The organism is Serratia sp. K1WW1, assembly GCF_055790865.1.
Genome location: NZ_CM147697.1, coordinates 2,607,974 through 2,620,767 on the forward strand (window position 1 = coordinate 2,607,974; position 12,794 = coordinate 2,620,767).

At 54.5% G+C, this 12,794-nt stretch carries 10 protein-coding genes; 6 read left to right on the plus strand and 4 right to left on the minus strand.

The features are described 5' to 3' along the window. Positions 1-34 precede the first annotated feature (34 nt). The 3 genes from ACX9GU_RS11765 to mdtH form a co-directional block, all read right to left on the minus strand. Positions 35-1,675: an ABC1 kinase family protein gene (locus ACX9GU_RS11765; protein ID WP_473194881.1), complete on the minus strand. Its 1,641-nt coding sequence runs from the start codon at positions 1,673-1,675 to the stop codon at positions 35-37. A 31-nt stretch (positions 1,676-1,706) separates the two neighbouring features. Then, positions 1,707-2,354, minus strand: a complete 648-nt coding sequence (gene grxB, locus ACX9GU_RS11770) for a glutaredoxin 2 (protein WP_473194882.1) — start codon at positions 2,352-2,354, stop codon at positions 1,707-1,709. Positions 2,355-2,523: 169 nt separating this feature from the next. Continuing rightward, positions 2,524-3,729: a multidrug efflux MFS transporter MdtH gene (mdtH, locus tag ACX9GU_RS11775; protein WP_071683356.1), complete on the minus strand. Its 1,206-nt coding sequence runs from the start codon at positions 3,727-3,729 to the stop codon at positions 2,524-2,526. Positions 3,730-4,063: 334 nt separating this feature from the next. Between mdtH and rimJ the strand changes: the two genes are divergently transcribed. From rimJ to murJ, 4 genes are all read left to right on the plus strand, one after another. Beyond that, positions 4,064-4,648: a ribosomal protein S5-alanine N-acetyltransferase gene (gene rimJ / locus ACX9GU_RS11780; protein ID WP_024486700.1), complete on the plus strand. Its 585-nt coding sequence runs from the start codon at positions 4,064-4,066 to the stop codon at positions 4,646-4,648. Positions 4,649-4,658: 10 nt separating this feature from the next. Continuing rightward, on the plus strand, positions 4,659-5,303 hold the full coding sequence (locus ACX9GU_RS11785; RefSeq protein WP_024530482.1) for a YceH family protein: 645 nt from the start codon (positions 4,659-4,661) through the stop codon (positions 5,301-5,303). Next, on the plus strand, positions 5,296-6,213 hold the full coding sequence (locus ACX9GU_RS11790; RefSeq protein ID WP_473194883.1) for a Gfo/Idh/MocA family protein: 918 nt from the start codon (positions 5,296-5,298) through the stop codon (positions 6,211-6,213). The genes ACX9GU_RS11785 and ACX9GU_RS11790 overlap by 8 nt, the downstream gene beginning before the upstream one ends. Before the next feature lie 119 nt (positions 6,214-6,332). Continuing rightward, positions 6,333-7,868, plus strand: a complete 1,536-nt coding sequence (gene murJ, locus ACX9GU_RS11795) for a murein biosynthesis integral membrane protein MurJ (protein ID WP_473194884.1) — start codon at positions 6,333-6,335, stop codon at positions 7,866-7,868. Positions 7,869-7,933: 65 nt separating this feature from the next. Here murJ and argS read toward each other — a convergent pair whose 3' ends face one another. Next, positions 7,934-9,664 carry an arginine--tRNA ligase gene (argS, locus tag ACX9GU_RS11800; protein WP_473194885.1) on the minus strand — a complete coding sequence of 577 codons (1,731 nt, stop codon included), beginning with the start codon at positions 9,662-9,664 and terminating at the stop codon, positions 7,934-7,936. 857 nt (positions 9,665-10,521) lie between these two features. On the opposite strand from argS, the gene ACX9GU_RS11805 reads away from it, so the two are divergent. Further along, entirely contained in the window at positions 10,522-11,091 is a 570-nt protein-coding gene (locus tag ACX9GU_RS11805; RefSeq protein ID WP_473194886.1) for a VOC family protein, read from the plus strand. A gap of 233 nt (positions 11,092-11,324) precedes the next feature. Further along, positions 11,325-12,074: a copper homeostasis protein CutC gene (gene cutC, locus ACX9GU_RS11810; protein WP_473195163.1), complete on the plus strand. Its 750-nt coding sequence runs from the start codon at positions 11,325-11,327 to the stop codon at positions 12,072-12,074. The last annotated feature ends 720 nt before the right edge of the window (positions 12,075-12,794 follow it).

Genomic DNA, 12,794 nt, shown 5'->3' on the forward strand with positions numbered 1-12,794 from the left:
GGTTTTTTACCTGGTCGGATAAGGATGAAATTACCTATCGCCGCAGCCGCCATACCAACAGCACCACGCCTCCCAGACAGGTTAGCCCGCCGAGCGCGGGGAACAGAGGAATGCCCCACAGGTGGCTGGTGGAACGCATCAGATAAGGAGCCAGCCCCAGTGCAAATGCTGCCGTGACGATCGCAATGGCCAGCGTGACCGCCGCGCGTTCCAGAGCCTTGCTGAGCTGGTTGAGGTTTTTAACGTTGATTTCGGCATCGATCTTGCCCTGCTTTAAACGGCGCATCAGCAAACGAATGGCCTGCGGCAGTTCCTCTCCGGCATCCAGCGCCTCACCACCCAGCAATAGAGCACGACGGCGCAGCGCTTCGGGTGTATAGCGCTGGAGCATCACCTGGCGCAGCATCGGTTTGAGGGTGGCAACGATATCAAAGGCGGGATCCAAGCGATGCAAAACGCCATCCGCGGTGATCAGAGCCTTGAACAACAGCACCAGATCGGGGGGCAATGGTAGTTGGTGCTCGCGGGCCATCACTAACAGGTCGGTGAGTGCCTTGCCTAGCGTCAGGGTGCTCGAAGCCTGCTTATCGAGAAAGTTTTGCGCAGCTTGTTCCAGATCGATCAGATCCAGCTCCTGGCTGTCAGACCAGGCGATCAGCGTATTGACGATGCCGTCGCTCTGGCGCTCCGCAATGGCCTGCAGCAACAGCAGCAGCTGGTTACGCCGCCGTTCCGACAGTTGGCCAACCATGCCAAAATCGATAAACCCTACGTGGTTGTCACCCAGGGCCATCACGTTACCGGGATGAGGATCGGCGTGATAAAGCCGATGTTCCAGCACCATGGCCATAAAAGCCTGCGCGCCACGCTGTGCCAGCAACGGGCCATCGAACCCGGCGGCGGCTAATTGTTGCGGATTTTCGGGCGCGATGCCGGGCAGATACTGTTGTACCAGCAGGCGTTTTGACGAGTGCTGCCAATAAATTTTCGGGATCACCACGTCGGGCTGTTTGGCAAAGTGTTCCGCAACCCGATCGCAATTATTACCTTCATGCGTCAGATCCAGCTCGTGATTGAGCGCGGTAGCCAGCGTTTGCACCATCTGATGTGGGCGATATCGTGCCAGCGCCGGGCTTTGTTGCTCCACGCTTTCTGCCAGATAGGCCAACAGCCGCAGATCGGCATGAATGGTTTTGGCTAATCCGGGGCGCAATACTTTTACCACCACCGACTCGCCACTGTGCAGGCGGGCGCGGTAGATTTGCGCCATAGAGGCGGCGGCTAGCGGGATCGGATCGAATTGGGCAAAGACCTGCTGAGGGTCACCGCCCAGATCGGCGGTGATCTGCGCGGCCAGCTTTTCCCAGGGCAGGGTTGTCGCCTGGCTATGCAGGCGCTCCAGCTCGTCGGTCCAGCGCTGTTCCAGCAGGTCGGTGCGGGTGGCCAGGATCTGGCCGAATTTAACAAAGGTTGGCCCCAGGGCTTCCAGGGCCACGCGCAGACGTTCTGGCAATGTCTGATTATCGACCTCCACGCCGCCGCTGCTCAGGCCACCAAGCAACTTGCCTAACCCGAGCAGCCTGATCACGTCCTGCAAACCGTAACGGATCAGTACGGATGAGATTTCTTGCAGCCTGGCGCGGTCACGAGCGGTGACAAAAAACATTTTTAACATCTGCGCGTGACTCCCTTATCGCCGTTGCGGATCATTGCTCCATATCGAACAACAATGGAATATCAACGCGCTGCGCCATGCGGTTGCGGTAAGCCTCCACGTTGTCCGGCAGGGCGACACCGGCCACGATCGACAGTGAGCGTAACAGCGGGAACAGATGGATATCATCTTCACTGAGAGCGCCGTTGACCGCTTCCGAAGACTGGATCAGCGGAGAGAGCGTGGCCAGATCCTCTTCCAACTGGGCGATCAGGTCGGCACTGTCGGCCAGTAACACCGAAAAATCACCGCTGGCAGCCTGTTTTTTGTCGCTGAAATAGCGGCGTGCGTTGTCAGTGGCGAACTCTTCGAAATCGGCATTGGCAAAGCGCGGTAACAGCAGTTTGTTGACGTAGGTGGCAGTGTGTTGCAACCACGCGGCGATGGCCGGATTGGTTTTCCCTGTCAGTAGCGGTTTACCGTCCAGGTTATCGACGTAATGCACGATATCCATGCTTTCGGGCAGATAGCTACCGTCGTCTTTTTGCAGGATTGGCGCCATTTTCTTGCCGATCATGCTGGTGGGGGTGATTTCGTCATCGCTTAGCAGGGTCACCAAACGCACCGGTAAATTCTTGAGGCCGAATATCATGCGGGCCTTTACGCAGAATGGGCAGTGATCGTAGATAAACAGTTTCATGCATGCTCCTGTGGTCGGGTTTAGCAGCCAGTCTGGGCCGCTGCGCAGCTTGTTGTGGGATGATGCTCCATCATAAGCCTTTCTGCGCCGTTTTTCGTACTATCAGGATAGCAACTTTGGCAGATTAGGTCGCCAGAGACTGGGCGCAAGGGATGCGCCCGGGCAAAAATCAGCCACCACGGAGGATGGCGGGGGCCGCAGTACGCGGATTAAATTGCCAGTACAAGGCAAACAGCGTGATAAAGCCCACCAGCCCCAGCAGGAACCAGGGCAACTCCGGCATGCCCATCGCATTGCCAGTGTCATACATCCAGCCACCGCCGGTATAGCCCAATGCGCCACCGAGTGCCAACCCCAGGCGGCTAAAGCCCATGTAGCTGCCGCGTGCCCGAGAATCGGCCAGCGAGGCGCTCAGGGTCTCGCGTGCCGGTTCGGCGATGATCGATCCCAGGTAGAAGCAGCAGATCAGCGTAAACACCGCTTGCAGGCTGGTGGCAAAGCCGACGGGCAGCAGGCTGAGGGTCATCAGCAGCAAACCGGCCATCAGGCGTTGTTCCAGCCGGAAGTGCTTTTCGCTCCAACGGGCCAGTGGATATAGCAATGAGAGCGACAGCGCGGCTTCGATGGCGTACATCCATTTGACCGCCGACGGCGAACCGGCGATCTCGTTGACCATGATTGGCAGCATCAACATCACCTGCACCGATAACATGTAATAGCCGGTCAACGTCAATACATAGGTCAGGAAGCGGCGATCGCGCAGCACGCGCATCATGCCATCTTTCATCGGTGCGCGTATGGTAGAGATCCGGTAGTTGGGTAACAGCCAGGCATTCCAACCGGCGGCCAGCACGAAAATACCCGCACCCACCCAGCAGACGAAATGAAAATCGTACTGCAGCAGCCAACTGCCGATTAACGCACCGATCACGGCACCGGCGCTGTCTTGCATCATCAGCAGCGAATAGAAACGGCTGCGTTCATGCGGGCGGGTCAGCTTGATCACCAGCGCGGTACGGGGGGGATCGAACAGGGTGCCGCCAATAGCGGACAGCGCGCAGGAAAACCACAGTATCCAGGGTTGATCGGCCATCGCCATGGTGGCAAAGCCCGCCGCACGCAGCAGCATGCCGGTGACGATCATCGGTTTGGCGCCAAAACGGTCGGCAATTGCCCCGCCGAAGATCCCCAATCCCTGCTGAATGAGCTGGCGTAATCCCAGAGCCAGCCCCACGACCACGGCCGCCCAGCCAAGTTGATCGACAAAGCGAATAGAAATAAGTGGGAAGACGACGAAAAAGCCTAAAACCACCAACAGGTTATCGAACAATAAAAAATACTTACCCAAGCTCCGAGCTTGCGATACCAGAGACATGCTTCACCACGAGCAGTTAAAAGGAGAGAAAGACTACCCGGTTATTCTGTACCCAATACGTAAAGGCTGATAGGGGGGCGATAGATAATATTTTTTAATCGTCAATACGTTACCTGAGTGGCAAAACTACACTTAAAAATGGGCAAAACGGCTAACTGGCTATTTACTGAGCGCTCAGGGGCTTACCTGTCGGGCGGGCTACGGTTATATTACCGGGGGAATACGCGGTTTTACGCCGATGGTCTGTCATGAGTCATGCGAGATAACGCCTGAGCCTGTAGACGTTGACCCAATCAATACTTCTTATCGAACCGTTCTGACCGCGGGGGAAATGATGTTTGGCTATCGCTCTGCATCACCGAAAATACGCCTTACCACCGACCGGCTGGTTGTCCGTTTAGTTCACGAACGTGATGCCTACCGTCTGGCCGAATACTATGCCGAAAACCGGGCGTTCCTGAAGCCCTGGGAGCCGGTGCGCGATGATAGCCACTGTTATCCCTCTGGCTGGCAAGCCCGCCTGGCTATGATCACGGAAATGCAAAAACAGGGCAGCGCCTATTATTTTATCCTGCTCGATCCGGAAGAACTCCATGTGTGCGGAGTCGCCAACTTCAGCAATGTGCTGCGCGGTTCGTTCCATGCCTGCTTCCTGGGGTATTCCCTGGGTGAGAAGTGGCAAGGGCAGGGGCTGATGTACGAAGCGTTGCAAACGGCCATCCGTTATATGCAGCGCCAACAGCGGATGCATCGCATTATGGCCAACTATATGCCGCATAACCAACGCAGCGGAGCGTTGCTGACCCGGCTCGGTTTTGAACGCGAAGGCTATGCCAAGGATTACCTGCTGATCGACGGACAGTGGCAGGATCATGTGCTGACCGCATTGACCAATAAAGAGTGGCAACCACCACGCTGAGGCCGTACCAATGAAATATGAATTAAATGCCAAAGAAGCCCGAGTGATCGGCTGCATGATGGAAAAGCAGGTGACCACCCCTGACCAATATCCCCTTTCCCTCAATGCCATAACGCTGGCCTGCAATCAAAAAACCAACCGCGAGCCGGTGATGGACCTATCGGAAAGCGAAGTCCAGCAGCAGCTTGATTTACTGTTAAGAAGGCACTTCCTGCGCACCTTAAGTGGTTTTGGTAATCGGGTAGTCAAGTATGAGCAGCGTTTTTGCAACTCCGAGTTCGGCCAACTGAAACTGTCACCGGCCGAAGTGGCGGTGATTGCGACCCTGTTACTACGCGGCGCGCAGACGCCGGGTGAACTGCGTACCCGCACCAACCGGATGCATGAATTTAGCGACGTCAGCGAAGTGGAAGAAGTGTTGCAACAGTTGACGACCCGTGAGGATGGGCCGTTCGTGGTGCGTTTGCCGCGTGAGCCAGGCAAGCGGGAGAGCCGGTTTATGCACCTGTTCAGCGGCCAGATCGATGCGGCTCCGGCTGAAGCTGAGGAGGCCAATGCGGGTGAATTGACCGAACGCGTAGTGCGTCTGGAGGCCGAAGTCGCCGAATTGAAACAGCAGGTACAGCAACTACTGGCGCGGGGTTCACATGAGTAAACTGCGTATCGGAGTAGTGGGTTTAGGCGGTATCGCGCAAAAGGCTTACCTGCCCATTCTTTCTCAAGCGGTGGACTGGCAGCTTGTTGGCGGCTTTTCACCGAATCAGCAAAAAGCCCAGCCGGTATGCGACAGCTATCGTATGCCTTATTTCTCTCGTCTTGATAGCCTGGCGCAACAGTGTGATGCGGTGTTCGTACACAGCAGCACTGCCAGCCATTTTCAGGTAGTGGGTGAACTGTTGGCGCAGGGCGTACACGTCTATGTGGATAAACCGCTGGCGGAAACGTTGGAGCAGGGCGAACAGTTGATCGAACTGGCCGCAAAGCAGGGCGTGGCACTGATGGTGGGCTTCAACCGCCGTTTTGCGCCGCTGTATCGTCAGTTGAAACAGCAAATGCACCTACCGGCCTCGATCCGTATGGATAAACACCGCGCCGATAGCGTCGGGCCAAAGGATCTGCGATTCACCCTGCTGGATGATTATCTGCACGTGGTGGATACCGCGCTGTGGTTGGGCGGCGGTAGCGCCAGCTTGCAGAGTGGCCAACTGCGCGCAAACGAAGCGGGCGAGATGCTTTACGCGGAACACCACTTTACCTGCGGTGACACCATCGTTACGACCAGTATGCACCGGCGTGCTGGCAGCCAACGGGAGAGCGTGCAGGCCGTTACCAACGGTGCAGTCTATCAACTGAACGATATGCGCCAATGGCTGCGGGAAGACCCGCAAGGCGTGCTCGAGAAACCAGCCCCAGGCTGGCAAACCACGCTGGAACAACGCGGTTTTGCCGGTGCGGTGCACCATTTTATTCAGTCCATCAGCAACCAGACCGCGCCGGAAACTGCCGGAGAACAGGCCATTTACGCCCAGCGATTGATCGAGAAAATGCTGCGTGATGCCAGTTAACCCCATGTAACATATGGCGGTAGCTATTAACGGCGTGGAGCCGTAGACTAACGCCACTCAACTGACGCCTGCCGATGCAGGCGTTGATATTTACCCGTCGTACTCATCAGAAAAACCACATGAATCTACTTAAATCACTGGCAGCCGTTAGCTCGATGACCATGTTTTCACGGGTGCTGGGCTTTGCGCGTGATGCCATCGTGGCACGCGTTTTTGGGGCAGGGATGGCTACGGATGCTTTCTTTGTAGCGTTCAAGCTGCCAAACCTTTTACGCCGCATCTTTGCGGAAGGGGCTTTCTCCCAGGCGTTTGTACCGATCCTGGCGGAATACAAAAGCCAGCAGGGTGAAGAGGCGACGCGCACCTTTGTTGCCTACGTTTCCGGCCTGTTGACGCTGGTGCTGGCGGTAGTGACCGTGCTTGGCATGCTGGCCGCGCCCTGGGTGATCTTTATTACGGCTCCGGGGTTTACCGATACGCCGGATAAGTTTGCCCTGACCTCATCGCTGTTACGTATCACCTTCCCGTATATCCTGTTGATTTCGCTGGCCTCGCTGGTGGGGGCGATCCTCAATACCTGGAACCGTTTCTCCATTCCGGCCTTTGCGCCAACGCTGTTGAACGTCAGCATGATCGGCTTTGCGCTGTTTGCCGCGCCTTACTTCAATCCACCGGTGCTGTCTTTGGCCTGGGCGGTAGTAGTGGGGGGCGTGCTGCAACTGGGTTATCAATTACCGCACCTCAAGAAAATCGGCATGCTGGTATTGCCGCGCCTGAAGCTGAATGACGCGGGCGTATGGCGTGTGATGCGCCAGATGGGGCCAGCGATCCTGGGGGTTTCGGTCAGCCAGATCTCGCTGATCATCAATACCATCTTCGCCTCGTTCCTGGTCTCCGGCTCGGTTTCGTGGATGTATTATGCCGACCGCCTGATGGAGTTCCCGTCTGGAGTATTGGGCGTGGCATTGGGAACCATTCTGCTACCGTCCTTGGCGAAGAGTTTCTCCAGCGGAAACCATGACCAATATAACCGCCTGATGGACTGGGGCCTGCGTCTGTGCTTTGTGCTGGCTTTACCGAGTGCGATTGCGTTAGGCATCCTGGCCAAGCCGCTAACCGTTTCGCTGTTCCAGTACGGCAAGTTCTCCGCCTTTGATGCGGCGATGACCCAGCGTGCGCTGGTGGCCTATTCGGTTGGTTTGATGGGGCTGATCGTGGTGAAAGTGCTGGCACCGGGTTTCTACTCGCGCCAGGACATCAAAACCCCGGTGAAGATTGCTATCATTACGCTGATCCTGACCCAGGTGATGAACCTGATATTTATTGGCCCACTGAAGCATGCCGGGCTTTCGCTGTCGATTGGTCTGGGGGCCTGTCTGAATGCTTCGCTGCTGTATTGGCAACTGCGCAAGCAGGATATTTTCCAACCGCAGCCCGGTTGGGCGATGTTCCTGTTCAAGCTGGTAGTCGCCGTGCTGGTGATGGCTGCGGTACTGCTTGGCGTGATGTGGCTGATGCCGGAATGGGATCAGGGCAATATGCTGGCTCGCTTACTACGTCTTTCGGTCGTGGTGGCTGCGGGGATTGTTGCCTACTTCGCGGTGTTGGGGATCCTTGGTTTCCGTCCTAGAGACTTCGCCCGGCGGGTAGATTGATACCCCACCGCTAATCATCAGATAACAAAAAGGTCGCTAACGCGACCTTTCGGCTATGGAATGGATTACATACGTTCGACGGTTTCGATCCCGAGCGTATCCAGACCGGTTTTCAACGTTTTGGCGGTTAACAGAGCCAACTTCAGGCGGCTCTGACGGGCCTCTTCGCTTTCGGCGTTGAGGATCTGGCAATGCTCGTAGAAACCAGAGAACAGCCCCGCCAGGTCGTACAGATAGGTACACATCACGTGCGGTGTACCTTCACGTGCGACTACGGTAAGGGTTTCTTCGAACTGTAGCAGGCGAGTTGCCAGCGCGACTTCACGCTCTTCGGTCATCACCAACGGCAGCGTCAGGTTGCTTTCATCCACGCCAGCACGCTTGAACACCGAGGCAACGCGGGTATAGGCATACTGCATATACGGCGCGGTGTTGCCCTCGAAGGTCAGCATGTTATCCCAATCGAAGATGTAATCCGTGGTACGGCTTTTCGACAGATCGGCATATTTCACCGCACCGATGCCAACCGCGTTAGCCACGTTCTTCATTTCATCGGCAGGCATGTCCGGGTTCTTCTCGGCAATCAGTTTGCTGGCGCGTTCAACGGCTTCATCCAGCAGATCGGAGAGTTTGATGGTGCCGCCTGAACGGGTTTTGAACGGCTTGCCGTCTTTACCCAGCATCATGCCGAACATGTGGTGTTCCAGCGAGACGGAGTCTGGCACGTAACCTGCTTTGCGCACGATAGTCCAGGCTTGCATCAGGTGCTGATGCTGGCGCGAATCGATGTAATAGAGAACACGATCGGCCCCCAGGGTCTCGAAACGGTATTTGGCGCAGGCGATATCGGTAGTGGTATACAGGTAACCGCCATCTTTCTTCTGGATGATGACACCCATCGGATCGCCGTCTTTATTTTTATACTCGTCCAGGAACACCACAGTGGCGCCTTCGCTTTCTACCGCCAACCCCTTTGCCTTGAGATCGGCAACGATGCCCGGCAGCATGGCGTTGTACAGGCTTTCGCCCATCACGTCATCTTCGGTCAGGGTGACATTCAGACGGTTATAGGTCAGTTGGTTCTGCGCCATGGTGATATCCACCAGCTTGCGCCACATCTTCAGGCAGTATTGGTCGCCGCCTTGCAGTTTGACCACGTAACCACGGGCGCGCAGAGCGAAATCTTCGTCTTCGTCGTAGTTTTTCTTGGCTTCGCGGTAAAATTGTTCCAGATCCGACAGCCCCATATCGCTGGCGTGCTCGTTTTGCATCTTTTCCAGGTAGGCGATCAGCATGCCGAACTGGGTACCCCAGTCGCCCACATGGTTGGCGCGTATCACTTTATGGCCCAGGAATTCCTGAGTACGGGCAGCGGCATCGCCAATAATGGTGGAGCGCAGGTGACCCACGTGCATTTCTTTCGCCACGTTGGGCGCAGAATAGTCGATCACGATGGTTTGCGGCTTAACGGGGGCAATGCCCAGCTTCTCAGCGCTCAGAGTGGCATCGGCCTGGCGGGCAACCCATTCGCTGTTCAGGAAGATATTGATAAAGCCCGGGCCGGCAATTTCCACTTTGCTGCTGATGTCACCCAGGTCAAGCAGTTGCACGACTTTCTCTGCCAGTTGTCGTGGCGGCATACCAAGATTTTTGGCAACGGACATCACGCCGTTGGCCTGATAGTCACCAAACTGCGCTTTTGCGGACTGACGAACCTGAGCTTCGCAATCGGCAGGCGCACCTGCGGCAATCAGCGCCTGGCTGACCTTATCTGATAGAAGAGCCTGAATATTCACCGGGTTACCTTAAATGACAAACGAGGGCCGTGCAGTACGCCCTCCGGATCAAAAGGTGGTTTTACTCTATTGGTCTGCAAAACGCCTTGGCGCACAACTTGCAGCCCAGCAGGGACGCCGCCGCATATCGCAGGCGACGCTCAACCACAAAACAGCCTGCAATTGTAACCGATTGACGGCACCGCGTCAGTAGTTGACGCGGGCTGGCATGGTGAAAGATAGGGAAAAGTGAAGACCAAAAAGGTAAGAAGGTGAATCAAACCGTCCGCTGTCATTGGTTTGATGGGAGCGGATTAATGGACGTTTTAACGCTTTTTATTGCCTCGGCCAGAACGTAACACACTATTCTGACGAGTTTTGAAATGGCGATAAATCGCGTAGCCGGCAATGGCTATTAAAACAAGGGATATACCTAACAGGGTCATGTTTATTTATCCAAAATCAAATGCTCTCCTAACCTAACTTATTAACGTCACCTAATCAATTACAAGAATGCTGTTTAGGATTGTTCGCATTATCCTTGTTTTTTGATAGTTAAAACATGATGTTACAATCCATTTTTGATGGTGTTTAAATTTCATTTCAAGCGAGTTTCATACATTAGTATTGATAAAGTAAATCGATAAATCGTTAGAAAATCTTAAGGGTTTTAATGGTGGGTTAATTAAGTATGATATAAGAAGATTCTCGATTATTTCATGTTTCATGAAGGATAGTTCGGTCTAAAATAGGCCTCGGCGCAAAAGAGGCAGCGTTATGTTCATCTGTCAGGTTTTTATTCTCTTATCCATAGCCTCCAGGCGATTCGACGTGTAGATTATTGGCCTGCCAAAGATCCTGGAGAGCCTGAGAAACTTATGACTACCTTGTCATCGATCGCCGAACTTAACGACCTGACGCTGGATTTACCTCGCTTTGAACTGGCGTTGGAACAGTTTGCACAACGTCTCCATCTTGAGCTGGCAACATTCAGCGCAGACCATATCTCGCTGCGTTGCCATCAGAACAGCACCGCCGATCGTTGGCGGCAAGGGTTACTGCAATGCGGATCGCTGCTTTCGGAAACGATGATTAACGGCAGGCCGATTTGCCTGTTTGATCTCCATGAGCCGCTGAAGGTTGGCCCTTGGCAGATTGACTGTATCGAGCTGCCGTACCCAGGTGAGAAGCGCTATCCGCATGAAGGATGGGAACATGTAGAGCTGGTGCTAAGCGGCGATCCCGCTACCCTGTATGCCCGCGCCCTGGAACATCTGCCTGACGAAGCCCTGTTGCTGCCTGGCATCAAACTCAAGCAGAGCTCACCTAAAGGTGAGGGCGAACGCCTGGCCAATCCGACCTTGGCGATCACCGATGGCAATGTCACCATCAAATTCCATCCGCATCATATTCGGGACATCGTGGCCAGTGAACGGGTGAAACCGTAGCGTGTCGCTTGTTGCCGATTTCGAATGGGGTTTTAGGGAGAAAAATGATGCGTTCGCGTTATTTATCCGACTTAACGCTGCCACTGTGACTGCGATCGATCCATTAATCAAAATTGAGTGCCATAGTTAGCACTTCGTGCCATTAAGACTTTTATCAGATTGTCATCCTGTGGCCTATAGGGCAACGGGTGAACGTTTGCTGTAGCATTTTTGACCGTTATCTGGGGGTAACAATAATGAAGCTGGAAGTTTGTTGCTATAGCGTCGACTGTGCCATGACAGCAGAGCATGCGGGCGCTGACCGCATAGAATTGTGTGCTAGCCAGAGCGAGGGTGGGTTGACGCCGAGCTTTGGATCGTTGCGGCTGGCTCGGGAGCAGGTAACGATACCCGTTCATCCAATAGTACGCCCGCGTGGGGGCGATTTCTGTTACAGCGCCGTTGATTTCGAGATTATGAAGAACGACGTGGCGCAGATCCGCGAGATGGGTTTTGCCGGTGTGGTCATCGGCATGTTGGACGACGAAGGGCATATCGATCTTGCGCGGATGCGCGAGGTGATGAAACTAAGCGGTAATATGGCGGTGACCTTCCATCGCGCGTTCGATATGTGTCAAAACCCGATGGTGGAGCTGGAACAACTGACGCAGCTCGGCGTGGCGCGTATTCTGACCTCTGGGCAGCAGCAGAATGCCGAGTTGGGCTTACCGCTGTTACGCGACTTGGTGCATGCCAGCAAGGGCCCGGTGATCATGGCCGGTGCAGGTGTCCGTTTGAGCAATATGCATAAGTTTGTGGATATCGGTATTCAGGAGTTGCATAGCTCGGCTGGACATACGGTGCCTTCCACCATGCGTTACCGCAAGGCGGGTGTCACCATGTGTGCCGACAATGAGTTTGACGAATTCAGCCACTACTGCGTAGACGGGGAAACGGTCGAGGCGATGAAGAACGCGTTGGCCATGCTGACTCCTGTCGAATGAGATCGTAGGGAGCCGTATGCTGAGACCGTTTAGCAATGGCCCAACGTTGTGAGCCTGGTTTGAAGCCCCGAATATTCGGGGCTTTTTGCATCTGTGCGCAAAAAAAGCCCTGAACAGGGTAGAGGTGCTCAGGGCAAACAGGTTCATACTTCTCTGGTGTTGGCGCGATACCAACACTTTAACTCTAGTTAACGATGAACCACTGCCTTAAGTTTAAATATTGATAAAATGTAACCGGCAGCCGTGGCTTATCGCAGGCTCTCCATCCAGTGAAAAATGGCCGACAGCGTTTGAGCAGTACCACCAATATTGAAGAGGACGGATATCCATATGCCGGTCATGATGGTAAGCAATACCATCAACAGCCTGTCAACACCTCGCATTAACCACCCTTATGAATTTATTGGATTTTGTCCAGTCTAGCATGCCAGAGAAAGCGTTCAATCCTCAACGCTGAGCCCCGATTGGTTTTCCCCTCGATTGTATTGCCAGCGCTGACACACATGACAGGAAGCGACACGTTGATGTGCAGACGATACCGTTTGATGGTGCTGTTACTAAACAGAATCAACCGGTTTCAGTCAGGAGGGATCATGAGAGTTTATGTTGTGTGGTTAATGTTGATTTGTTGTTCATTATCGGGCTGTGTTGCGGCCTATTATCGTTAAAGGAGGGGAGATGCGTTATTTACTGATTGTCGGCCTTGTTATGTCGTTAACG

Coding starts and splice junctions, on each gene's coding strand:
- ACX9GU_RS11790 (WP_473194883.1), top strand. CDS start 5,296: ATGAGTAAACTGCGTATCGGAGTAGTGGGTTTAGGCGGTATCGCGCAA.
- ACX9GU_RS11785 (WP_024530482.1), top strand. CDS start 4,659: ATGAAATATGAATTAAATGCCAAAGAAGCCCGAGTGATCGGCTGCATG.
- grxB (WP_473194882.1), bottom strand. CDS start 2,354: ATGAAACTGTTTATCTACGATCACTGCCCATTCTGCGTAAAGGCCCGC.
- mdtH (WP_071683356.1), bottom strand. CDS start 3,729: ATGTCTCTGGTATCGCAAGCTCGGAGCTTGGGTAAGTATTTTTTATTG.
- ACX9GU_RS11805 (WP_473194886.1), top strand. CDS start 10,522: ATGACTACCTTGTCATCGATCGCCGAACTTAACGACCTGACGCTGGAT.
- rimJ (WP_024486700.1), top strand. CDS start 4,064: ATGTTTGGCTATCGCTCTGCATCACCGAAAATACGCCTTACCACCGAC.
- ACX9GU_RS11765 (WP_473194881.1), bottom strand. CDS start 1,675: ATGTTAAAAATGTTTTTTGTCACCGCTCGTGACCGCGCCAGGCTGCAA.
- murJ (WP_473194884.1), top strand. CDS start 6,333: ATGAATCTACTTAAATCACTGGCAGCCGTTAGCTCGATGACCATGTTT.